Here is a 20,605-nt window from a genome sequence, read left to right as displayed (position 1 = left end):
CCTGCTGAACTAACGGTTACGCAGGCCCCTGCCCAGGGCTTCGTCCGGCAGCAGCTCTATGCTGACCAGACTGGGCCCCATGCCACGACGTTGTGGTTTCGGGAGCTCCGAGCGGTGGCTCTGCTGCCCTGCGTGGCCGGCGGCTACTTGCTGGTGCCGGCCTCGGGTGCGGTTCCCGTGGCTGTGCTGCCGGAGTGTCCGGAAGCCGTTGCATCCGTGCCGGGCTTGGTGCCCGCCGGTGCCGCCGTGGCCTCTTCCGTGGGGGCGGAAGTGGGCCTGGAACCGCTTTGGTTATCAGGGAGATTATCACGCGCTTCACTATCTGAGACAACGGGGTCCGGATCACGGACCTCATCGCCGGTGTTTCCGGCAGCATTTCCGGCGACCGTTTTCGCCGGTTCGCGGCCGGGAAGGTACACGCTGTCCGGTTCCGGACGGCCCTTCCTGCCCAACAGGATAAAGGCAACCAGGGCCACGGAAAAGACCAGGATGCTGGTCCAGACGTTCAGCCTGGTGGTGATGCCGAAGAGGGAGATCTGTTCGGCATCGTCAATGCGCATGGCTTCGATCCAGACCCGGCCCAGGGTGTAATACATGGCGTACAGCCAGAAGAGCCTGCTCCGGCGGAAATTGAATTTCCGGTCCAGGGCGAGCAGGATCAGGACGCCCGCCACGTTCCACAGGGACTCGTAGAGGAACGTCGGGTGGAACAGGGTATCGGCAGGCACGCCTGCCGGGAAGTTGGCGTTGTCGGCGTCGATCTGCAGGCCCCACGGCAGCGTGGTGGGGCTGCCGAAGAGTTCCTGGTTGAAGTAGTTGCCCCACCGGCCTACAGCCTGGGCAAGCAGGAGGCCCGGTGCGGCGGCGTCCAGGAAAGCGGTGAGCTTGACGCCGCTGCGGCGGCAGCCAATCCAGGCGCCCACGACGCCGAGCACCACGGCGCCCCAGATTCCGAGGCCGCCGCGCTGGATCTGCGGGATCAGCGAGAGGTCGCCGGTGCCGTCGAAGCCCGGCCCGAAGTAGGCGTCCGGCGACGAGAACACGTGGTACAGCCGGCCGCCGATGATGCCGAACGGGATGGCCCAGACCACGATGTCCCAGACGCTTCCTTCAGGCGCGCCGCGCTTTGCCCAGCGGGCGGAGGTCAGCCAGAGGCCCACCACGATGCCGGCCAGGATGCACAGGGCGTAGGCGTGGATGCGCAGCGTTCCCCACGGCAGGGGAATGTCGAACCCGGACCAGTCCGGGCTCGGAATGCTGGCGGGCACCAGGGCAGGGACCAGGGCGGCCGCCTGAAGGATGGTCTGCATGGGGTTAGGCTTCTTCCCGTGTCAGGCCGGAGCTCAGGTCCTTGGTGAGGGCAGCGACGGCGTCAACGCCGCCGTCACGGACTGCTGCCACCAGGGCCGTGCCCACGATGACACCTTCCGCGTAGGCGGCGATCTCGCGCACCTGGTCTGCGGTGGAAACGCCCAGTCCCACGCACACACGCTCAGCACCGGCGGCATGTGCCGCAGCCACAACGTCCTTCGCGGCGGTGCTGACGGAGGAACGGGCTCCGGTGACGCCCATGATGGACACGGCATACACGAAGCCGCGGCTCGCATCCACGGTGCGCTGCATGCGCTCGGCGGTGGACGACGGCGCCACCAGGAACACACGGTCAAGGCCGTACTTGTCGGAGGCTGCCATCCATTCTGCCGCCTCGTCGGGGATGAGGTCGGGGGTGATCAGGCCTGCTCCCCCGGCTTCGGAGAGGCGGCGGGAGAACTCGTCCACGCCCATCCGGACCACGGGGTTCCAGTAGGTCATGACCAGGACGGCGGCGTCGGTCTTGCTGGTGATGCCGGCCACCACGTCGAACACCTGGCTGACGCGGAAGCCGTTGGCCAGCGCCTCGGTGGTGGCTGCCTGGATGACCTGGCCGTCCATGACGGGGTCAGAGTAGGGAATGCCGATCTCGATCAGGTCGGCACCGTTTTCGGCCAGTGCGATGCCGGCGGCGATGGTCGCTTCCACGCTGGGGTAGCCCGCGGGCAGGTAACCGATGAGGGCGGCACGGCCTTCGGCGCGTGCCTTGTCGATGGCTGCCGCCGATTTGCTGGTCATCTGTGCCTTGCCGGCCATCTGTGCGCTGCTCACAGCTGCTCCCCCTCTTTGCCGATTTCCGATTCCGCGGATTCCTTGTCCAGCAGGTCAAACCATTCGGCCGCCGTGGCCACGTCCTTGTCGCCGCGTCCCGAAAGGTTCACGATCACGATCTTGTCCGCTGCGGCAGCTGCGTCTTCGGCGGCAAGCCGCTGGCCCACCTTGATGGCACCGGCCAGGGCGTGCGAGGACTCGATGGCGGGGATGATGCCCTCGGTGCGGCACAGGAGCCGGAAGGCATCCATGGCTTCGCTGTCCGTGATGGGTTCGTAGCTGACCCGGCCGATGTCCGCGAGGTAGGAGTGTTCCGGTCCCACGCCGGGGTAGTCGAGCCCTGCCGAGATGGAGTGGGACTCGATGGTCTGGCCGTCATCGTCCTGCATGAGGTAGGAACGGGCGCCGTGCAGGACGCCCGGCTTGCCCAGCGTGATGGTGGCGGCGTGGCGTCCGGTGTCCACGCCGTCGCCGCCGGCTTCGAAGCCGTAGATCTTGACCGACGGATCATCAAGGAAGCCGTGGAAGATGCCGATGGCGTTGGACCCGCCGCCGATGCAGGCACAGACGGCGTCCGGCAGGCGTCCTTCCTGGTCCAGGATCTGGGCGCGGGCTTCCTCACCGATGACCTCATGGAAGTAGCGGACCATCGCGGGGAACGGGTGGGCGCCGGCGGCCGTACCCAGCAGGTAGTGGGTGTTGTCCACGTTGGCCACCCAGTCCCGGAGGGCGTCATTAATGGCGTCCTTGAGGGTCTGCGAGCCGCTCGTGACGGGAATGACGGTGGCGCCCAGAAGCTCCATGCGGGCGACGTTCAGCGCCTGGCGGCGGCAGTCCTCGGCACCCATATAGACCACGCATTCGAGGCCCATGAGGGCCGCGGCGGTGGCACTGGCGACGCCGTGCTGGCCGGCGCCGGTCTCGGCGATGACCCGGGTTTTGCCCATGCGCTTGGCGAGCAGCGCCTGGCCCAGCACGTTGTTGATCTTGTGCGAGCCGGTGTGGTTGAGGTCCTCGCGCTTGAGGAATACCCGGACTCCCCCGGCATGCTGGGAAAACCGCTTGGCTTCGGTCAGCAGCGAGGGACGGCCGGAGTAGTTCTTGTTCAGGTCCGCGATCTGGGCCCGGAACTCGGGATCGTCCTTGGCCTTGTCGAACGTTTCCTCGAGTTCGTCCAGGGCGGCGATGAGGGATTCGGGCATCCAGCGTCCGCCGTAGTTTCCGAAGTACGGCCCCGGGGCGTGCCGGAGCGAGCCGCCCTGCAGGAATGCTTCCGCGGCGTTGTTGTCAGCGTTGCCTGAAGGTGCGTCGGCCATCAGTCCCGTCCTGTTCAAGTTGATCGGTCAAAAGTATGGCCCGGCCGAAGCCGGGAGTTATGCCGGGCACCATTGCTCTTCGCGCAGCACCTCTGCCGCGCGTCGTACAGGGCGGCCGGTCAGCCGCGTGCGGCGATGGCGGCGGCGCCGGCGGCAGTGAACTCCGCGATCCGCTCCCGGGGGGTGGAGTGGCTCACCAGCGCCTCGCCCACCAGCACGGCATTGGCGCCGCTGGCGGCGTAGTGCGTGACGTCGTCGACGTTCCGTACGCCCGATTCGGCAACCACGAGGGCCCCGGCCGGGATCTGCCCCGCCAGTGCCGCGAACACGGAACGGTCGACGTCGAGCGTTTTCAGGTTCCGCACGTTGACGCCGATGATGCGCGCCTCCGCCGCGGCCGCCCGTTCAATTTCCTCTTCGGTGTGCGTCTCCACCAGGACGCTCATGCCAAGTTCGGAGCTGAGGGCACTGAATTCGGCAAGCTGGGCGTCGGAAAGGGCGGCGACGATCAGCAGGATCAGGTCCGCGCCGTGGGCGCGGGCTTCCCAGATCTGGTATTCGTCAAGCGTGAAGTCCTTGCGCAGCAGGGGGACGTCGACGGCGGCGCGTACCGCGTCGAGGTCTGTCAGGGACCCGTTGAATCGGCGCTGTTCGGTCAGGACGCTGATGACGGAAGCCCCGCCGTCGGCGTACTGCCTGGCCAGCGAGGCAGGATCGCCGATGCTGGCGAGGTCGCCCTTGGAGGGACTGCGCCGCTTGATTTCCGCGATGACCTTGAGCTGGTCGCGGGACGCCGAGGGGCCGCCGAGGGCTGCCCAGGCGTCGCGGGCAGGTGCAGCGCCCTGCGCCAGGTCTTTCAGTTCAGCCAGGGAAACGAGCCGTTTCCTGGCCTCCATATCCTCCCGGACACCGGCATTGATGTCGTCGAGAACAGTTGCCATCAGTGGCCGGAGTTCTTCAGCTTGCTGCCTTCGACGCCGTAGCCTGCCTTGCGCATGATGTAGCCGAGGATCAGGCCGACCACCATCACGCCGCCGCCGGCAATGAAGATGGGGGTGTTGGCGATGACGAAGGCGATCGACATGATCAGCGCGCCGACCAGCATGACAATGACGCAGGTCCAGGCTGCCGGGCTGTTGCCGTGGCCCAGTTCCTGGCTGTGGTCGATGGCGCCGGGGGCTACCGTGCGGGTGCCGGACTTGGAAACGGACGCAGGTGCTTTGCTCATGGAAAATCTCCTCAGGATGAATACTGCTTACATTCTGCCATTTTTTGGCCCGCGACCGGTCATCGGCCGGCCGCGTCCGCTGCCCTGTGAAGGCCAGTGCGGGGGTCAGGTGGGATCGTCACCGCGTGACAGCCGGTCCCAGCTGTCGATTTCGTCAACGGGACCTGCTGTTGCTGTGCTGCCCGCCGCTGTGGGCGCGTCATATTTGGTCCTGGTCTTCCAGTACCGGCCTGCCGGGATGATGAGCAGGGCGGCAAGGGCGAGCAGGCAGCCGGCGACGACGGCCAGCGTGGGGAACGCGGTCACCGCCACCTGCGCCTGGGCGCCGGTGACGCCGGTGGCGGCGGCGATGGATCCCTGCGCCGCGGCGAGCGGGTCGGCCAGGACGGTGGCCGCCGCGGCGACGATGCCGGCCGAGGCAAGGACGATGATGGCGGTGATGATCCAGCGCGCGATCCTGCCGGCGATGGCGGCCGCGAGCCCGCCCGCGAGGGCCACCAGGGCAAGGGCGGTCACTGCGGTGGCAGCCTTGCTGCCCTGAACCTCGAGCGCCTCCTGCGCAGCCCCTGCCTGGCCGACCTGGTCGGGGTTCACGGTGACGGACATCCACGTTTGCGTGGTGGCCCCGAAAACGGCCAGTGCCAGCACAGCGATCAGCAGCACCAGCGAAGACTTGCGGGCCCAGGCCGGTGCCGCCTTTGCCGCGGCAGCCGCCTGCCCTGCTGCCTGTCCCGCACTGGGCATCAGGCGTCCGTCCCGCCGGGGAGGGAGTCCGCCGAGATGTTCTGCAGGGAGCCGGCCGTATGGACAGCCCGCAGCGGCGCGGCGGCCTTGTTCACGGTTTCAAGTGCTTCGGTGGGGTTCACCGAGTCTGCAACGATGCCGCCGCCGGCCTGGACGTACGCGCGTCCCTCCCTGATCAGGGCAGAGCGGATGGCAATGGCCATATCCATGTCGCCGGCGAAATCGAGGTAGCCCACCACGCCGCCGTAGATGCCGCGGCGGTGCGGTTCCAGCTCGTCCAGCAGCCGCAGCGCCCGTGGCTTGGGTGCGCCGGAGAGGGTGCCGGCCGGGAACGTGGCCTTCAGGACGTCATAGGCCTTCGCGTGCGGCGCGAGCTCCCCCACCACGGTGGACACCAGGTGCATGATGTGGCTGAAGCGCTCCACTTCCATGAACTGGGTGACGTCCACGGTTCCCGCGACGCAGACCTTGGACAGATCGTTGCGTGACAGGTCCACGAGCATGAGGTGCTCGGCACGTTCCTTCTGGTCGGCCAGGAGCTCCTCGGCGAGGGCTTTGTCCGCCTCGACGGTTTTGCCGCGCGGCCGGGAGCCGGCGATGGGGTGCGTGATGACCTCTTCACCGGTGACGGTGACCAGTGCCTCGGGTGAGGACCCCACGATGGAGTATTCCCGGCCGTCGGCGTCCTCGAGGCTGAAGATGTACATGTACGGACTTGGATTGGTGTTCCGCAAAACCCGGTAGACGTCCAGTGCCGAAGCGCTGCACTCCATTTCGAAGCGCCGCGAGATGACCACCTGGAACACCTCGCCGTCCACGATGGCTTCCTTGCCGCGGTCCAGGGCGGCCAGGTACTCGGCTTCGTCCCAGCGTTCCTGGACGCTGGAGGCGAAGTCCAGGGCAGCGGGTGCAAGGACCGAGACAGGCTGCGCCACCGGGGTGCTGACCTGGGCCAGGAGTGCCTTGACCCGGGCCACGGCGTCGTGCCAGGCCTCGTCCACGCGCTCGGAGCTGTTGTCGAAGTTGATGGCGTTGGCGATGAGCAGCACGGTGCCGTCCACATTGTCGTGGACCGCCATGTCGGTCACCAGGTTCAGCGCCATTTCCGGCAGCTGCAGGTCGTCCTCGGGCGGGCTCACCAGCCGCTCCCAGTGCCGGACCGTTTCCCAGCCAAGGAAACCCACCAGGCCGGAGGTGAAGGGCGGCAGGCCGTCGAACCGGTCGGTGCGCAGGGCGTCGATGGTGTCGCGGATGGCGTCCACCGGGCTGCCGTCCAGCGGCACTCCCACCGGCGGCTCCCCCAGCCAGTGTGCGTTTCCGTCCTTGGTGGTCAAGGTAGCCCGTGACTTTGCACCGATAAAGGAGTAGCGGGACCAGGCACCGCCCACTGCTGCGGACTCCATCAGGAATGTCCCGGGCTGGCCCTGCGCCAGCTTCCGGTACAGGCCGATGGGAGTTTCGGCGTCCGCGAGCACCTTGAGCCTGACGGGAATGACACGGCTGTGGCCGGCCAGTTCCCGGAATTCCTCCAGGCTCGGGCTGATGATTCCAAGGTCCTGCATGGCTATGCTTTCCGCCTGTTCTTGTGAGGGCCGGCCTGGCCGGACGCCTTGAATGTTCTTGCAGAGGGCCCGGGCTGCTGCTGCGAGGGCAGCGGATGCCCGCGCGGCTACTGCTCCGGTTTCAGCCCGCCTGGGCCGTGGTGACGTTCAGTTCCCGGCCGTCGAAGCAGGTCCGGGTGCCGGTGTGGCAGGCGGCACCCACCTGGTCGACGCGCACCAGCAGGGCATCGCCGTCGCAGTCCATGGCAACGGACTTTACCCACTGGACGTGGCCGGAGGTGTCCCCCTTGCGCCAGTACTCCTGCCGGGAGCGTGAGTAGAACGTCACGCGGCCGGTGGTCATGGTCCGGTGGAGGGCTTCGTCGTCCATCCAGCCGAGCATGAGGACCTCGTTGGTGTCGAACTGCTGCACGACTGCGGCTACCAGGCCTGCGCTGTCGCGCTTCAGGGCGGCGGCCAGCGCGGAAGGCAACGGGCTTTCAGTAAGGGCCGCTGCAGGGGCGCCGGAGGGGGCTCCGGGCACGGCGGAACCGGGGGTTTGGACGGGGGCGGGCTGCTCAGACATCAGGTCAAGTCTAGTGCCTTCGGCGGACCCGGATCGGATGTGAACAAAGGCACGCCAGCAGCCGCAGGTACGCTGCCCAACTTCCGGCCTCTCGTGCTAGTTTCACAAGTGATGCATTACGTCGAACCGTCCCGAGAAGTCCTGGCCGAGACCCTGCTTGCGGCCGGTCCCGATGCGCCCACGCTGTGCAAGGGCTGGCGTACCAGGGATCTTGCCGCGCACCTGTACCTGCGTGAGCGCAAGGCTGCCGTGGGACTGGGCCTGATCATCAAACGCCTGGCCAAAGCATCGGACCAGGCGACCGCCAGGCTGGCCGCGAAGCTGACCACGGCGGAGGACTATGCCGGGCTGGTGAATACCTTCCGCGCCGGGCCGCCTGCCCTTTCCCCGATGAACATCAAGGCGCTGGACGAAAGCTCCAACCTCATTGAGTACTTTGTGCACACCGAGGACGTCCGCCGTGCCGTGGACCGCTGGGCGCCACGGGCCCTGGACGAGGCCTACTCCGACGCCCTGTGGGACGAACTCGTGAAGCGTGCCGCCATCCTGTACCGCGGCGTCGACCTTGGCATCGTGCTCGTGCGCCCGTCGGGACCCCGCCACGTCGCCAAGCGTGCACCCGTCTCGGTGGCCATTGTCGGCGAGCCGGGTGAACTGCTGATGCACGCCCACGGCCGCACCCGCCACGCCCTCGTCACGTTCGAGGGCCAGCCGGACGCCGTCGCACTCCTCCAGTCAGCCGAAGTAGGGCTCTAAAAGCGCTGGGCCCACGCCCGCAGGGTTCCCTGGCCGAAGCGAAGCGAGGTTAGGGGGCGGGTGGGGATCAGCGGACTTCGAAGCCTGCTGCCCGGATGGCGTCCTTGACCTGGTGCATCATGTCGTTCGGACCCCAGTGGAAAATCGATGCAGCCAGCACGGCGTCGGCACCTGCCGCCACCGCGGGCGGGAAGTGGGCCGGTTCCCCGGCGCCGCCCGAGGCGATGAGCGGAACCTTGACGGCAGCCCGGACCATGCGGATCATTTCCAGGTCGAAGCCGTCCTTGGTGCCGTCGGCGTCGATGGAGTTGAGCAGGATCTCCCCCACGCCACGGTCGGCGGCTTCCTTTGCCCACTCGATGGCGTCGATTCCGGTGCCGGTGCGCCCGCCGTGGGTGGTCACCTCGAAGCCCGACGGCGTGGGCTTGGATCCGGGGCGGGTGCGGCGGGCATCGACGGACAAAACGAGGACCTGGGAACCGAAGTGCCGGGTGATTTCGTCGATGACGTCCGGGCGGGCCACGGCGGCGGTGTTGATGGCCGCCTTGTCCGCACCGAAGCGCAGCAGCTTGTCCACCTCGGCGACGCCGCGGACGCCGCCGCCCACGCACAGCGGAATGAACACTTCCTCCGCGGTGCGGCGGACCACGTCGAAGGTGGTCTCGCGGTTGCCGGATGACGCCGTCACGTCAAGGAACGTCAATTCGTCGGCCCCGGCATTGTCGTAGCGGTGCGCCAGCTCAACGGGATCCCCCGCGTCGCGGAGGCCTTCGAAGTTAACGCCCTTGACGACGCGCCCGGCGTCCACGTCAAGGCAGGGAATGACGCGTACTGCTACTGCCATGGGAACTCCTGGAATGTTGCGGTTGGTACTGCTGCGCGTGTTACTGCTGCGCGGGCCGGCTCAGATGCGGCAGGCGTGGATGCTGCTGACCAGGATGGCGCGGGCGCCGAGGTCGTAGAGTTCGTCCATGATCCGGTTGGTTTCCTTCTTGGGCACCATGGACCGGACGGCAACCCAGTCGGAGTCCCGCAGCGGGGAGACGGTGGGCGATTCCAGGCCGGGGGTCAGGGCGGCGGCCTGTTCCACGAGCTCCTTGCGGATGTCGTAGTCCATCAGGACGTACTGCCGCGCCACCAGGACGCCCTGCAGGCGCCGGATGAGGACGTCGATTTCCCTGGCGGTGCCGTTGGCGGCGCCGCCTGCGCCGGTACGGCGGATCAGGACTGCCTCGGACTTGAGGATCGGATCGCCGAAGATTTCCATGCCGGCGGCCTTGAGCGTGTTGCCGGTCTCCACGACGTCGGCGATGGCGTCGGCCACGCCCAGCCGGACCGAGGATTCCACGGCGCCGTCCAGGCGGACCACCTTGGCGTTGATGCCGCGTTCAGCCAGGTAGGTGCGGAGGAGTCCGTCGTAGCTGGTGGCCAGGCGCTTGCCCTCAAGCTCCTCAACCTTCCCGAAATCCCCGACCGGGCCGGCGAAGCGGAACGTGGAGGCGGCGAATCCCAGCGGAAGCAGCTCCTCGGCTTCCACCTCTGCGTCCAGCAGCAGGTCGCGTCCGGTGATGCCGACGTCGAGCGTTCCCTGGCCGACGTACACGGCGATGTCGCGCGGGCGCAGGAAGAAGAACTCGATGTCATTGTCCGGGTCCACCATGACCAGTTCGCGGGTGTCGCGGCGCTGGCGGTATCCGGCTTCGGACAGCATGGCGGAGGCGGCTTCGGACAGGGATCCCTTGTTGGGGACGGCTACTCGCAGCATGGAAAATCTTTCTGGATTGGGAGGTCTAGGTGTTCAGGCAATGCAGGCCACAGCGGGCACGGCGGCTCGAGGCGCACCGGACCGGTGGCTACAGATGCTTGTAGACGTCTTCCAGGGTCAGGCCTTTGGCGAGCATCAGAACCTGCAGGTGGTACAGCAGCTGGGAGATTTCCTCTGCCGCGGCTTCATCGGATTCATATTCGGCAGCCATCCAAACCTCGGCTGCTTCCTCAACGACTTTTTTGCCGATGCCGTGAACACCGGACTCCAATTCAGCGACGGTGCGGGAGCCTTCCGGGCGGGTGGCTGCCTTCTCGCTGAGCTCAGCGAACAGCGTCTCGAAATTCTTCACGCCCTCCAGCCTACTTGCTGCGGCCCGAAGGGCGCTTCCCGGGCCGTTGCATGACGGGCGCGATGTGAGCGAATACACACCGCGCCCCTCGCATGCTAGGAGTACTGCTTGAGGACGACGGCGGTGGCCAGTGCCGCCGTGACGGCCTCGTGTCCCTTGTCTTCCTTGGAGCCGGGGAGGCCGGCGCGGTCCAGGCCCTGCTGTTCGGTGTCGCAGGTGAGGACGCCGAAGCCCACGGGTACGCCGGTGGCCACACTGACGTCGGTGAGTCCCGACGTCGCGGCCTGGCAGACGTAGTCGAAGTGCGGCGTGCCGCCGCGGATGACGACGCCGAGGGCCACGACGGCGTCGAAGTGCGGTGCCAGCCGCGCGGCAGCGACCGGCAGTTCGAAGCTGCCGGGGACGCGCAGGACGGTGGGCTCGGCGATGCCGGCATCCTTCGCCGCGCGCAGGGCTCCGTCGAGGAGTCCGTCCATGATCTGGGTGTGCCAGCTGGCCGCCACGATCGCCAGCCGCAGCTGCGACGTTTCGGCGGGGTTGAGGGTGGTGAGGTCGATGTCGGGGGCGCCGTGTCCGCTCATAAGTTCGTTTGTTCCGTTCAGTCTTGTTCGTGGATAAAAGTGTCGGGGGTGGTCACGGGCACAGCTGCCACGTGGTTGTCCAGGATCAGGCGGTGCTCCATCCGGTCCTTCTTGGTCTGCAGGTAGCGGATGTTCTGGTCCCGGGACGGTACTTCGGTGGGGACCATCTCCACTACCTTGACGCCGGCACGTGCCAGCCTGTTCTGCTTGTCCGGATTGTTGCTCAGCAGCCGGACCTCGTGGAGGCCCATCTCGGCAAGCACCTGGGCTGCGGCGTTGTACGAGCGCGCATCCACCGGGAGTCCCAACTGCTCATTGGCCTCCACCGTGTCGAAGCCGGCCTCCTGCAGCGCGTAGGCCTTGATCTTGTTGGCGAGGCCGATGCCGCGGCCTTCCTGGCCGCGCAGGTACAGCAGTGTTCCGCCGTGCTCGTGGATCACCTCAAGCGCATAGGCCAGCTGCTCGCCGCAGTCACAACGGTACGAACCGAACACGTCGCCCGTGAGGCATTCGGAGTGCAGGCGGACCAGGGGGGCCTTGCCGTCGCGGGGAGGGTTGGGGGAACTGACAGCCAGGTGTTCAACGCCGGTCACAAGGTCTGTCCATGCCTGCGCCACGAAATCGCCGAAAGCGGTGGGCAGCTGCACGATGGGGCCGCCGCTGACCGGATGGGGCACAACACCGCTGCCGGTGCGTCCCGTCCGGTGGCCATCCTGGTGCATGCCGTCGCTGGCTGCGGACGCCGTCATCTTGTCTCCTTCTTCCCGCCCGGAACCTCCCGGGCGCTGTCGTGGGGAACACCCGGCCCTGCTGCGAGGTAGGCCGCCAGGTCCTCAATGGAGACCAGGGGGCAGCCATGCTCTGCCGCAAAGGCGCGGAGCCCGTCCAAACGCATCATCTCGCCGTCGTCGTACACCACTTCTGCAATGACGCCCACCGGCTCAAGGCCGGCCAGGCGGCACAGGTCCACCGCGGCCTCCGTGTGGCCCGGGCGTTCCCGCACACCTCCGTCAACTGCACGGAGCGGGAATATATGCCCCGGCCGGGTGACTGACGCGGGCACGGCCTGCGGATCCGCCAGCACCCGGGCCGTGAGGGCCCGGTCCGTGGCCGAGATCCCGGTGCTGACACCCACGGCCGCATCGCAGGAGACAGTGTAGGCGGTTCCCTTGGCATCTTCATTGACTGCCACCATGGGCGGCAGTGCCAGGGCATCCGCGCGGTCGCCGGAGAGCGGGACGCAGATGACGCCGGAGCTGTACCGGATGGTCCATCCCATCAGTGCCGGGGTGGCGTGCTGGGCGGCGAAGATGATGTCGCCTTCGTTTTCCCGGTCCTCGTTGTCCACCACCAGCACGGGCCGGCCGGCGGCGATCGCCCGTACTGCTTCCTCGATGGAATCAAGTGCACGGCCAGGTTCCGCCTGGGCGTTGCCGGCCAGGGCACTGCCGGCACCGGAACCGGCCGCGGCGGCGCCGGCTACTTCGGGCTGGAGCCGGAGGGCCGCGTTCATCGTGCGCCTCCTTCGGCAGCGGCGGGGCGGGACGTATTGAACGCCAGCAGGCGTTCGGTGTACTTGGCCAGGACGTCCACCTCGAGGTTGACCCGGCTGCCCGTACGTTTGGCGCCCAGGCCGGTCTCCGCCAGGGTGGTGGGAATCAGACCCACTTCGAACCATGGCTCGGGTTCGGTGGCGGCACTGACGGCCGTGACGGTGAGGGATACGCCGTCGATGGCGATGGACCCTTTTTCGGCGATGTAGCGGGCCAGGTTGGCGGGCACACCGAAGCGGAGCCGTTCCCAGTTGCCCAGCGGCTCCCGCTCCAGCAGGACTCCCACCCCGTCCACATGGCCCTGCACCACATGGCCGTCCAGCCGTCCGCCGGCCGGGACGCAGCGTTCCAGGTTCACGGAGTCGCCCGCGGCGAGTTCGCCGATGGTGCTGCGGACCAGGGTCTCCCCCATGACGTCCACGCTGAACTCCTTGCCGTCAATTTCCGTGGCCGTCAGGCAGACACCGTTGACTGCGATCGAGCCACCCAGGGCAAGGCCCTCCGTGGTGCTTGGTGCCTCGAGCCGGACTGTGGCGCTGGTGTCGCCGTCACGGTCCACGGACAGGACGTGTCCCTGTTCGGCAATAATTCCGGTAAACATCAGTAGCCTCCCTGGGCTTGCTCCGCGCTGCCGCGGGACGGTTGTGGGTTGAGTGCTGGTTGTGGATCGAGGGCAACGGTCCGTTGCGGTCTCAGGTGAAGTCTCAGGTCGCGGCCCAGCGTACGCACCGCACCGCCGTCGGACGCGTCCCACTCCCATTGCTGGGCGTCCGGAAGGCTGGTGATGCCCAGGCCGTTCAGGGCCGGGGTTCCGGACCCCAGCAGGGTGGGGGCGAGGTACACGATGAGTTCATCGACCAGCCCGGCGGTGAGGAATGCGCTGAGGATGCGCGAGCCTCCCTCCACCATGATGTGGCGGACGCCGGATGCGTAGAGCGTGGACAGGGCCTCCCGGGGTTCCCGGGTGGGAAGGTGCATGGCCAGGCCGTCGTCACCGCGGATGGCGGCCCCGGCCGGGATGTCGCGAAGTCCCATGACGGCACGCACCGGCTGCTTGGCAGCGGGTGCTCCCTGGGGATCACGGGCGGTCAGCCTCGGATTGTCCACCAGCACAGTCTGCGTGCCCACCAGGATGGCGTCGATGCGGGTGCGGATGGCGTGATTGTCGATCAGGGATTCCGGGCTTGAGATCCACTGGCTGGTGCCGTCCTCGGCGGCGATGCGGCCGTCGAGGGTCTGCGCGATATGCAGCGTGACGAAGGGACGCCGGGCAGCCACCGCCTCGAACCAGCGGCGGTTCAGGTCCAAAGATTCGGCGGCGCCGAGTCCGCTGCGGACCCGGACCCCCGCGGAACGGAGCGTTGCGGCTCCGCCGGCGGCGGGGTCATGGGGATCGTCCACGGCGTACACCACGTCGGTGATGCCGGCGGCGATGATGGCCTCGGCGCAGGGGCCGGTACGGCCCACATGGTTACATGGCTCCAGCGTCACCACCATGGTGGATCCGGCCAGGTCAAGCCCTGCAGCATTGGCCTGCGCGATCGCGTCAGCCTCAGCGTGCGCAGTTCCCGCGCCGCGGTGGAATCCGGTCACGAGGGTGCGGCCTTCAGGATCGACGACGACGGCGCCCACCAGCGGGTTCGCCCCGCGCGGCCCCTGCAGGGCTGCTTGGAGGGCGGCCTCCATGGCAGCGGTTTCAGTCGCGCTGAAGGCTGTGACGGTTCCGGCGGCGGGGCTCAGCCCCGGGTGTCCGGATGGCAGGGTTCCAGTGGCGTCCTGACGGAGGTTTTGGCTTTGCGCCGTAACCGGCGGGTTGCTGACCGTCATGCGGCTGCCACCACAGTGGGGGTGGCTGCCATCGAAGCAGCGGTGTTATCGGCATCAAAGAGCCATCGCTTGGGGTTCATTCCTGTGTCGTTCCTTCCCTCTCGAACCGCGATGGCTCCGGGGGTATACGACAGCAGAACGCTGCGGAGCCCGACGGCCCCGCAGATACAGCTGTACGTGCTTCTCTCATCCAGACTTTAACTGTCGGTACCGGAATTTCACCGGTTCAACCGTCTGCCGGGATTCTCCGAAGAAAACCACCGGCTCGCGGGTCGCGGACTGTCACCGCCGGTTCGGACTTACACCGACCCCGGAGCACGTATGTGTTTTGTTATTGTGCCACAACCAGAACCTACTCCCGGTTATTCCGACGCTGCGCGTAACGTCCGCGCGCCTTCCTGCCGCAGCCGGTCGATTGCAGCGGCAGGATCATCGGCGCCGTAGACAGCAGAGCCGGCGACAAAGACGTTGGCGCCCGCTTCCGCAGCGCGGGTGATTGTCTCTTCGGTGATTCCGCCGTCCACCTGGATGGCTACGCCGATTCCCGAGCCGTCGATCGCCGCCCTCGCGCGGCGGATCTTGGGCAGTGTCACGTCCAGGAAAGCCTGGCCGCCGAAGCCCGGTTCCACGGTCATGATCAACAGCATGTCCAGTTCCTGCAGCATGTCCAGGTAGGGCTCCACCGCAGTAGCGGGCCGCAGGGCCATCCCGGCCTTGGAGCCCCTGCTCCGCAGTTCACGGGCCAGCTTCACGGGGGCGATGGACGCCTCGGCGTGGAACGTCACCGAGGCCAGGCCGGCGTCGGCGAAACCGGGTGCCCAGCGGTCGGCGTCGGAAATCATCAGGTGCGCGTCAAGCGGGACGGGGCTGACGGCCTGGATTCGCTGCACCACGGGCAGCCCGATGGTCAGGTTGGGCACGAAGTGGTTGTCCATAACGTCCACGTGCACGGCGTCGGCATTGCTGATGCGCTGCAGTTCAGCCTCAAGGTTGACGAAGTCGGCGGAGAGGATGCTCGGGTTGATGCAGCATTGCGTCACGGGGTTGCCTTTCACTGTTTCTGCTTCTTCCTGATGAGGGCGAGGAACATGGCGTCGGTGCTGTGGACATGTGGCCAGAGCTGCGCGGTGGACTCGTGCCCGGCACCCAGGCTCCCCGTCAGGCTGACGGCGTCCAGGGCCGCACCGGCGTCGAGGAGTTCGAGGTCGTCGCGCTTGCGGAGGGCATCAGCCACCACGGCCCTGGTTTCGGCCGGATGCGGCGAGCAGGTGACATAGGCCACCACTCCCCCTGGCCGGACGGCGGCCAGCGCCGAAGCAAGGAGCTCCCGCTGCAGGGGACCAAGGTCCGTCAGGTCCTTTGGCGAACGGCGCCAGCGGGACTCCGGACGGCGGCGGAGGGCTCCCAGTCCGCTGCACGGTACGTCTACCAGTACGCGGTGGTATGACTCCGGCTGTTCGATGCCGACCTCGCGGCCGTCACCGGTACGGACCTGCCAGGTGTCGCGGGGAACGGCAGAGAGCGCCTGGCTGACGAGCTTGGCGCGGTGCGGCGCCGGTTCGTTGGCCAGCAGGGTGGCTCCCCGTTCCCTGGCAAGGGCGCCGAGCAGCGCCGCCTTCCCGCCGGGGCCGGCGCACAGGTCCAGCCAGGCTTCAGCATTTCCGTCACGGGCGCCGCCAGGGCCGAGGTCCACCGCCGCCATGGCGCGGGCCACAAGCTGGGAGCCGACATCCTGGACGCGTGTGGTGCCTTCGCGGACGGAGGAAAGCCGGCCCAGGTCCCCGCCGCTGGACAGCGCCGACCCTTCCACCAGTTCCCCCGGGGTTGCGCCGTTCTCCAGCGCCTCGTCGAGGTTTCCCAGCCCCGGGAGGGCCACCAGGTTGACCACGGGTGCGGCGTTGTCTGCTTCCAGGAGTTCGTTGATCTCCGCCACCGGACGTCCGTGTGCCACCAGGGACTGGCGCATCGCGCGGACAATCCACTCCGGGTGGGCATGGCGGAGGGAAGCGATCCTGGTTTCATCGGTTTCGCCGTCCACCAGGAGGTCGAGCCATTCGTCGAGGCTGTGTGCTGTGACTTTGCGAAGCACGGCGTTGATCAGCGCTGACGGCCCTGCACCGATAACGGCGCGGGCCAGGCCCACGGTCTGGTCCAGGGCAGCATGGGCCGGGACCCGCATGGCGAGCAGCTGATGGGTTCCGATGCGCAGGGCATCCAGGATGGCCGGGTCAAGCTGGTCCAGCGGCCGGTCCACGCAGCGTGCCAGGATGGCGTCGTAGGTGCCCTGGCCACGGAGGGCCCCGTAACTGAGTTCAGTGGCGAAGCCGGCATCGCGCTTGTCCAGTCCGTGGTGGCGGATCCGGGTTGGCAGGACCAGGTTGGCGTAAGCGTCCTCGGCCGCTACGGCGCGCAGCACCTCGAACGCCACAAGGCGTGCGGGATCCGCCCGACGGGTGCGCTGGGACGGGGCGTTCCCGGTGAAGTTCCGCTGCGGGCCGCGATTGCGTTCGCGGCCCTGGGCGTTGCGCCGGCTGTCGTCCCGCGGGCCGCCCTTGCCGCGGCCGCCTTGACCGGCGCCACGTCCGCCCGCGTTTCCCTGCCCCCCTGAATTGCCGCCGGACCCGCTCATTCGAACACCACGCTTTCCAGTGAACCCAAACCGCGTGCCCAGTCGGCAGCGGACATCATCTTTTTGCCGGCAGGCTGGATCCGGGTCAGTTCCACAGCGTGGGAGCCGGTGCCCACCAGGACGCTTTTGCCTTCTACTGCCATCGAGCCAGGCGCCAGCCCGGAGACATCGGGGCGGAGCCGGAGTGGTTCCAGTTTGACGCGTTGCCCGTGAAGCATCGTCCAGGCACCCGGCTCAGGAGTGACCCCCCGTGCCTGCCGTCCCAGGGCCAGGGCGGGATGGCCCCAGTTGAGGCGGCCGTCCTCAAGCGTGAGTTTCGGCGCCAGTGATACGTCGCCGGACTGGGGCTGAGGCGAGGCCTTCCCTGCTTCGATTGCCGAGAGCGTCTGTGCCAGGAGGACCGCGCCGCTGTGGGAAAGCCGTTCGAGCAGCTCACCGGCGGTGTCATCCGGACCCACCGTCTCGGTAAGGGTGCCATAAACAGGACCCGTGTCCAGGCCTTCCTCCAGCCGGAACGTCACGGCGCCGGTCACGTCGTCGCCCGCCATCACTGAACGCTGCACGGGCGCCGCTCCGCGCCAGGCGGGCAGCAGCGAAAAGTGCAGGTTGACCCAGCCGTGGCGGGGTATGGCAAGGGCCGCGGGCGGGACCAGTCCGCCATAAGCCACGATGGCCGCAACATCGGGATTGACCGCTGCGATGCTGGCAGTGGCTTCGGCATCAACGCGGGCTGCACGGATGACCTCTATCCCGAGTTCGGCGGCACGGGCGGCAACGGGCGACGGCGTGAGCACGCGTTTGCGCCCAATGGGGGCGTCCGGGCGCGTCAGGACGGCAACAACGTCAAAGCCTGCCTCGATGAGGGCATTCAGGGACGGGACGGCGACGGTTGGCGTGCCTGCGAAGAGGACCCTCACCCGTTGATACCAGCCGCGCCGGCACCAAAGCTGGACCCGCCAAAGCTGGAGCCGCCGAAACTTGACCCTACTGTCTTGGCGCGTTTCGCCGTCGTGCGTTCCGTGACTGCCTCGTAGTTGGCGTTCCGGATGGAACGCAGGGCGGCCTTCCGGTCCTCCCCTTCCAGGCGGTCCGTGTAGAGGATGCCGTCCAGATGGTCATTCTCGTGCTGGAAGCAGCGTGCCAGCATCCCCTCAGCCTCGACGGACACGGGGTTCCCGTTGACATCCACGCCGGTGACGCGGGTGGCGCGGAAGCGCTTTACAGGAAAGCCCAGGCCGGGGATGGAAAGGCAGCCTTCCACCTCATCGGGCTGGTAATCCTCGCTGTTGTCCAGCACAGGATTGATGATGTGTCCCTCGACGCCGTTGATGCGGTAGGTAAAGACGCGCTTGCTGACGCCCACTTGGGGCGCGGCGAGGCCTGCACCCTCCACGTCCTCCATGGTTTCGGTCATGTCCGCGACCAGTTTTGCAAGCTCAGGCCCGAAATCCGTCACGGGATCGGCGACTGTGCGCAGCACAGGATCGCCAATGATGCGGATATTCAGAATAGCCATGCGCTGTTTTTCCTTAAGGTTGCGGCAAAGGGGACCAATCCAGTTTAGGTGCTGTTACCGTTCCTATGCGGTGCGCACCTGTGCCAGCGGCGGCGGGGCAATGGGCAGCAGCGCAGTGCCTGCGCTGATGGTGTCCGCGGAGAGCTCCCACACCCGCCGCAGCGCGCAGAACTTCCACCAGTGGTGCTTCAGGACCTCAGGGTTGGCGCGCACCGGCCGCACTTCCGTTTCGCCGATGGCGACCGCCAGCAGCACGGGGTTTTCGCCGTACTTCCAGGGTTCCCAGGTTCCCGCCACCGGATCAACCAGGCTTTCCTCGGCCTTCATTCCGGCCACCAGCTGCATGACCACCTTGTCATCCAGCGGCTTGACCAGGCCGTCACGGGTGGTGCCCTTGGTCTTGTAATCGATCAGGCAGACGCGGCCGTTGATGCGCGCCACCAGGTCCAGGGTGCCGGCATAGCCGACAGAGTGGTTCCACACGGTAATTTCCGGAGCGATGGGCTCCACCCGGTACAGCTCCCACCATTCGTCGAACCGGACGGCAAAGGCTTCCTCGCCGTTGGCCGCCAGGGCCTCCCGGGTCTCCTTCATGGCATGCGGCCGGCCGAGCGCGCGGAGTGCCACCTGTTCGCAGTAGTTATGGACCCGGTCCCCCCTTTTGGCTGCCTCGTCCCGGTAGGTCTCGGCAGCCTTGGCGGCACGGTTAACGGCCTGCTTGATTTTGGCGGGGCTTCCCAGGCAGTCGGCCAACAGGGGATCCTTGGCCAGGCTGCTGGCACCCATGTATCCGAACCAGCCGTCCAGCCCGTGCGGCTGCTGGCCGATCACCGTAGTGATGGACGGTACCGAGAACTGCTCGGATGTGGACCGCGCGTACATCCGGCCGTACTCGGTGGCGTGGGCGAGAAGTGGATCAGTCATACAAAAGACTCTTTCACAGGGGGCCGACAAAAACTCCGGGCTCAGGTCCGGGCACAAAAAAGGTCCGTTTCCACTGCTAATGAGCGGAAACGGACCAATCTTTGGTGGGCGATACTGGGTTCGAACCAGTGACCTCTTCGGTGTGAACGAAGCGCGCTACCACTGCGCCAATCGCCCTGATGCATTTGAATGCTAGCCCACCATCCGGCCATTTCAAAAATCGGCATCCAGCGGCAGTCGCCCGCAAGTGAACGATCCCTGGAATGCCCTGTCGAAGCTGCCCCTAATAAGTGCCACGTAACGTCCCGCCGTCGGGAATTACACGCCTGTAACTCTCCGGGAACCGCGCCATTACAGGGAAGCGGGCGCATCGCCGGCCCCGGCGCAGCGCCCGATTTGGAGAATCCCGGAACCTCCTATATTGTTTTTACTCGTTGGAACGCGAGGAAATGCCGGGAACGGCAGCGAATCACCTCTCCAAAATGCGGACGTAGCTCAGCTGGTAGAGCACCACCTTGCCAAGGTGGATGTCGCGAGTTCGAATCTCGTCGTCCGCTCGCAGGACACTGTCACGGCAGGATTCCCCGGAATCACGCTTACACGGTGGGTTGGCCGAGAGGCGAGGCAGCGGCCTGCAAAGCCGTATACACGGGTTCGAATCCCGTACCCACCTCGGTGAAAACCATGGTTTCCGGAGAAAATCCGGATGCAATGGGCGATTGGCGCAGCGGTAGCGCGCTTCCCTGACACGGAAGAGGTCACTGGTTCGATCCCAGTATCGCCCACTCGGCAAGGAAACTTGCCTTACGCAGTCCGGCTCAGGCCGGAAAATACTGCACACGCGGACGTAGCTCAGCTGGTAGAGCACCACCTTGCCAAGGTGGATGTCGCGAGTTCGAATCTCGTCGTCCGCTCTCTTACTTCTTGTACAATCCCATAAGCCGGGCTTCCGGTTCCGGGCGATTGGCGCAGCGGTAGCGCGCTTCCCTGACACGGAAGAGGTCACTGGTTCGATCCCAGTATCGCCCACACTTTTCAAGCAGCTCTCCGGAGCTGCTTTTTTCGTTTCCCCGGATGCCCCATCAGGTCCAGATGCCAAAACCGGGCAATAGGAACCACAACTGATGGGGCAAGGTGGGGCATCC

General features: G+C 66.9%; 22 protein-coding genes, 6 tRNA genes and 1 riboswitch. Of the genes, 6 read left to right on the top strand and 22 right to left on the bottom strand.

Going from position 1 to position 20,605, the window contains the following annotated elements; translation table 11 throughout:
- Positions 1-143 precede the first annotated feature (143 nt).
- The 8 genes from lgt to hisI form a co-directional block, all read right to left on the bottom strand.
- Positions 144-1,310, bottom strand: coding sequence for a prolipoprotein diacylglyceryl transferase (gene lgt, locus P2Q66_RS15005; RefSeq protein WP_275729377.1), 1,167 nt, complete (start codon positions 1,308-1,310; stop codon positions 144-146).
- Positions 1,311-1,314: 4 nt separating this feature from the next.
- The gene (gene trpA / locus P2Q66_RS15000; RefSeq protein WP_275729395.1) at positions 1,315-2,127 is read right to left on the bottom strand and encodes a tryptophan synthase subunit alpha; all 813 of its coding nucleotides are present in this window, start codon (positions 2,125-2,127) and stop codon (positions 1,315-1,317) included.
- An 11-nt stretch (positions 2,128-2,138) separates the two neighbouring features.
- Positions 2,139-3,458 carry a tryptophan synthase subunit beta gene (gene trpB, locus P2Q66_RS14995; RefSeq protein WP_115524581.1) on the bottom strand — a complete coding sequence of 440 codons (1,320 nt, stop codon included), beginning with the start codon at positions 3,456-3,458 and terminating at the stop codon, positions 2,139-2,141.
- A gap of 119 nt (positions 3,459-3,577) precedes the next feature.
- Positions 3,578-4,399, bottom strand: coding sequence for an indole-3-glycerol phosphate synthase TrpC (gene trpC, locus P2Q66_RS14990; RefSeq protein ID WP_275729374.1), 822 nt, complete (start codon positions 4,397-4,399; stop codon positions 3,578-3,580).
- The gene (locus P2Q66_RS14985; RefSeq protein WP_079597067.1) at positions 4,399-4,686 is read right to left on the bottom strand and encodes an HGxxPAAW family protein; all 288 of its coding nucleotides are present in this window, start codon (positions 4,684-4,686) and stop codon (positions 4,399-4,401) included. Before P2Q66_RS14985 ends, trpC begins: the two co-directional genes overlap by 1 nt.
- A 105-nt stretch (positions 4,687-4,791) precedes the next feature.
- The gene (locus P2Q66_RS14980; RefSeq protein WP_275729371.1) at positions 4,792-5,430 is read right to left on the bottom strand and encodes a Trp biosynthesis-associated membrane protein; all 639 of its coding nucleotides are present in this window, start codon (positions 5,428-5,430) and stop codon (positions 4,792-4,794) included.
- On the bottom strand, positions 5,430-6,992 hold the full coding sequence (locus tag P2Q66_RS14975) for an anthranilate synthase component I (RefSeq protein ID WP_275729367.1): 1,563 nt from the start codon (positions 6,990-6,992) through the stop codon (positions 5,430-5,432). Before P2Q66_RS14975 ends, P2Q66_RS14980 begins: the two co-directional genes overlap by 1 nt.
- Before the next feature lie 121 nt (positions 6,993-7,113).
- Entirely contained in the window at positions 7,114-7,557 is a 444-nt protein-coding gene (gene hisI / locus P2Q66_RS14970) for a phosphoribosyl-AMP cyclohydrolase (protein WP_115524585.1), read from the bottom strand.
- A 111-nt stretch (positions 7,558-7,668) separates the two neighbouring features.
- Between hisI and P2Q66_RS14965 the strand changes: the two genes are divergently transcribed.
- Positions 7,669-8,313: a TIGR03085 family metal-binding protein gene (locus tag P2Q66_RS14965; RefSeq protein WP_079597230.1), complete on the top strand. Its 645-nt coding sequence runs from the start codon at positions 7,669-7,671 to the stop codon at positions 8,311-8,313.
- Between the two features lie 67 nt (positions 8,314-8,380).
- On the opposite strand, the gene hisF is transcribed toward P2Q66_RS14965, so the two are convergent.
- The 14 genes from hisF to P2Q66_RS14895 form a co-directional block, all read right to left on the bottom strand.
- Positions 8,381-9,157, bottom strand: a complete 777-nt coding sequence (hisF, locus tag P2Q66_RS14960) for an imidazole glycerol phosphate synthase subunit HisF (RefSeq protein ID WP_079597071.1) — start codon at positions 9,155-9,157, stop codon at positions 8,381-8,383.
- 60 nt (positions 9,158-9,217) lie between these two features.
- A complete protein-coding gene (hisG, locus tag P2Q66_RS14955; protein WP_115524586.1) occupies positions 9,218-10,078 on the bottom strand; it encodes an ATP phosphoribosyltransferase in 861 nt (286 codons plus the stop codon).
- An 88-nt stretch (positions 10,079-10,166) separates the two neighbouring features.
- Positions 10,167-10,430 carry a phosphoribosyl-ATP diphosphatase gene (locus P2Q66_RS14950; RefSeq protein ID WP_009358176.1) on the bottom strand — a complete coding sequence of 88 codons (264 nt, stop codon included), beginning with the start codon at positions 10,428-10,430 and terminating at the stop codon, positions 10,167-10,169.
- A gap of 95 nt (positions 10,431-10,525) precedes the next feature.
- Entirely contained in the window at positions 10,526-11,011 is a 486-nt protein-coding gene (gene ribH, locus P2Q66_RS14945; RefSeq protein ID WP_275729355.1) for a 6,7-dimethyl-8-ribityllumazine synthase, read from the bottom strand.
- A gap of 17 nt (positions 11,012-11,028) precedes the next feature.
- Complete coding sequence (ribA, locus tag P2Q66_RS14940) at positions 11,029-11,760, bottom strand: GTP cyclohydrolase II (RefSeq protein ID WP_079597074.1); 732 nt, start codon at positions 11,758-11,760, stop codon at positions 11,029-11,031.
- The gene (gene ribB, locus P2Q66_RS14935; RefSeq protein ID WP_115524587.1) at positions 11,757-12,524 is read right to left on the bottom strand and encodes a 3,4-dihydroxy-2-butanone-4-phosphate synthase; all 768 of its coding nucleotides are present in this window, start codon (positions 12,522-12,524) and stop codon (positions 11,757-11,759) included. The genes ribA and ribB overlap by 4 nt, the downstream gene beginning before the upstream one ends.
- Positions 12,521-13,165 (bottom strand): riboflavin synthase, encoded by a 645-nt coding sequence (locus P2Q66_RS14930; protein ID WP_275729353.1) that lies wholly within the window; start codon positions 13,163-13,165, stop codon positions 12,521-12,523. Before P2Q66_RS14930 ends, ribB begins: the two co-directional genes overlap by 4 nt.
- Entirely contained in the window at positions 13,165-14,250 is a 1,086-nt protein-coding gene (ribD, locus tag P2Q66_RS14925; protein WP_275729392.1) for a bifunctional diaminohydroxyphosphoribosylaminopyrimidine deaminase/5-amino-6-(5-phosphoribosylamino)uracil reductase RibD, read from the bottom strand. The genes P2Q66_RS14930 and ribD overlap by 1 nt, the downstream gene beginning before the upstream one ends.
- 314 nt (positions 14,251-14,564) lie before the next feature.
- Positions 14,565-14,714: riboswitch (FMN riboswitch) on the bottom strand.
- A 39-nt stretch (positions 14,715-14,753) separates the two neighbouring features.
- Positions 14,754-15,431: a ribulose-phosphate 3-epimerase gene (gene rpe / locus P2Q66_RS14920; protein WP_079597231.1), complete on the bottom strand. Its 678-nt coding sequence runs from the start codon at positions 15,429-15,431 to the stop codon at positions 14,754-14,756.
- A gap of 11 nt (positions 15,432-15,442) precedes the next feature.
- Complete coding sequence (locus P2Q66_RS14915) at positions 15,443-17,020, bottom strand: transcription antitermination factor NusB (protein WP_275729351.1); 1,578 nt, start codon at positions 17,018-17,020, stop codon at positions 15,443-15,445.
- Entirely contained in the window at positions 17,017-17,937 is a 921-nt protein-coding gene (fmt, locus tag P2Q66_RS14910; protein ID WP_079597079.1) for a methionyl-tRNA formyltransferase, read from the bottom strand. The genes P2Q66_RS14915 and fmt overlap by 4 nt, the downstream gene beginning before the upstream one ends.
- Complete coding sequence (def, locus tag P2Q66_RS14905; protein ID WP_079597080.1) at positions 17,934-18,536, bottom strand: peptide deformylase; 603 nt, start codon at positions 18,534-18,536, stop codon at positions 17,934-17,936. Before def ends, fmt begins: the two co-directional genes overlap by 4 nt.
- A 63-nt stretch (positions 18,537-18,599) precedes the next feature.
- Positions 18,600-19,460, bottom strand: a complete 861-nt coding sequence (locus tag P2Q66_RS14900) for a cytochrome (RefSeq protein WP_079597081.1) — start codon at positions 19,458-19,460, stop codon at positions 18,600-18,602.
- Between the two features lie 102 nt (positions 19,461-19,562).
- Positions 19,563-19,637 (bottom strand) — tRNA-Val (locus tag P2Q66_RS14895).
- A gap of 307 nt (positions 19,638-19,944) precedes the next feature.
- Here P2Q66_RS14895 and P2Q66_RS14890 point away from each other — a divergent pair.
- The 5 genes from P2Q66_RS14890 to P2Q66_RS14870 all read left to right on the top strand — a co-directional run bounded on the left by P2Q66_RS14890 (position 19,945) and on the right by P2Q66_RS14870 (position 20,489).
- A tRNA-Gly gene (locus tag P2Q66_RS14890) sits at positions 19,945-20,017 on the top strand.
- 45 nt (positions 20,018-20,062) lie between these two features.
- Positions 20,063-20,133: transfer RNA gene (locus tag P2Q66_RS14885), tRNA-Cys, on the top strand.
- A 40-nt stretch (positions 20,134-20,173) separates the two neighbouring features.
- Positions 20,174-20,245, top strand: a tRNA-Val gene (locus P2Q66_RS14880).
- Positions 20,246-20,301: 56 nt separating this feature from the next.
- A tRNA-Gly gene (locus P2Q66_RS14875) sits at positions 20,302-20,374 on the top strand.
- A gap of 43 nt (positions 20,375-20,417) precedes the next feature.
- Positions 20,418-20,489 (top strand) — tRNA-Val (locus tag P2Q66_RS14870).
- Positions 20,490-20,605 lie beyond the last annotated feature (116 nt).

The organism is Arthrobacter sp. Cr_A7 (genome assembly GCF_029222765.1).
Lineage (GTDB): Bacteria > Actinomycetota > Actinomycetes > Actinomycetales > Micrococcaceae > Arthrobacter.
The sequence above is the reverse complement of the archived record's forward strand: the minus strand, read 5'-3'. Positions and strand labels throughout refer to the sequence as shown.

Coding starts and splice junctions, on each gene's coding strand:
- hisI (WP_115524585.1), bottom strand. CDS start 7,557: ATGTCTGAGCAGCCCGCCCCCGTCCAAACCCCCGGTTCCGCCGTGCCC.
- ribH (WP_275729355.1), bottom strand. CDS start 11,011: ATGAGCGGACACGGCGCCCCCGACATCGACCTCACCACCCTCAACCCC.
- def (WP_079597080.1), bottom strand. CDS start 18,536: ATGGCTATTCTGAATATCCGCATCATTGGCGATCCTGTGCTGCGCACA.
- lgt (WP_275729377.1), bottom strand. CDS start 1,310: ATGCAGACCATCCTTCAGGCGGCCGCCCTGGTCCCTGCCCTGGTGCCC.
- trpC (WP_275729374.1), bottom strand. CDS start 4,399: ATGGCAACTGTTCTCGACGACATCAATGCCGGTGTCCGGGAGGATATG.
- P2Q66_RS14980 (WP_275729371.1), bottom strand. CDS start 5,430: ATGCCCAGTGCGGGACAGGCAGCAGGGCAGGCGGCTGCCGCGGCAAAG.
- P2Q66_RS14930 (WP_275729353.1), bottom strand. CDS start 13,165: ATGTTTACCGGAATTATTGCCGAACAGGGACACGTCCTGTCCGTGGAC.
- P2Q66_RS14900 (WP_079597081.1), bottom strand. CDS start 19,460: ATGACTGATCCACTTCTCGCCCACGCCACCGAGTACGGCCGGATGTAC.
- hisF (WP_079597071.1), bottom strand. CDS start 9,157: ATGGCAGTAGCAGTACGCGTCATTCCCTGCCTTGACGTGGACGCCGGG.
- ribD (WP_275729392.1), bottom strand. CDS start 14,250: ATGGAGGCCGCCCTCCAAGCAGCCCTGCAGGGGCCGCGCGGGGCGAAC.
- trpB (WP_115524581.1), bottom strand. CDS start 3,458: ATGGCCGACGCACCTTCAGGCAACGCTGACAACAACGCCGCGGAAGCA.
- ribA (WP_079597074.1), bottom strand. CDS start 11,760: ATGACGGCGTCCGCAGCCAGCGACGGCATGCACCAGGATGGCCACCGG.
- hisG (WP_115524586.1), bottom strand. CDS start 10,078: ATGCTGCGAGTAGCCGTCCCCAACAAGGGATCCCTGTCCGAAGCCGCC.
- P2Q66_RS14915 (WP_275729351.1), bottom strand. CDS start 17,020: ATGAGCGGGTCCGGCGGCAATTCAGGGGGGCAGGGAAACGCGGGCGGA.
- P2Q66_RS14975 (WP_275729367.1), bottom strand. CDS start 6,992: ATGCAGGACCTTGGAATCATCAGCCCGAGCCTGGAGGAATTCCGGGAA.
- P2Q66_RS14965 (WP_079597230.1), top strand. CDS start 7,669: ATGCATTACGTCGAACCGTCCCGAGAAGTCCTGGCCGAGACCCTGCTT.
- trpA (WP_275729395.1), bottom strand. CDS start 2,127: ATGGCCGGCAAGGCACAGATGACCAGCAAATCGGCGGCAGCCATCGAC.
- P2Q66_RS14985 (WP_079597067.1), bottom strand. CDS start 4,686: ATGAGCAAAGCACCTGCGTCCGTTTCCAAGTCCGGCACCCGCACGGTA.
- ribB (WP_115524587.1), bottom strand. CDS start 12,524: ATGAACGCGGCCCTCCGGCTCCAGCCCGAAGTAGCCGGCGCCGCCGCG.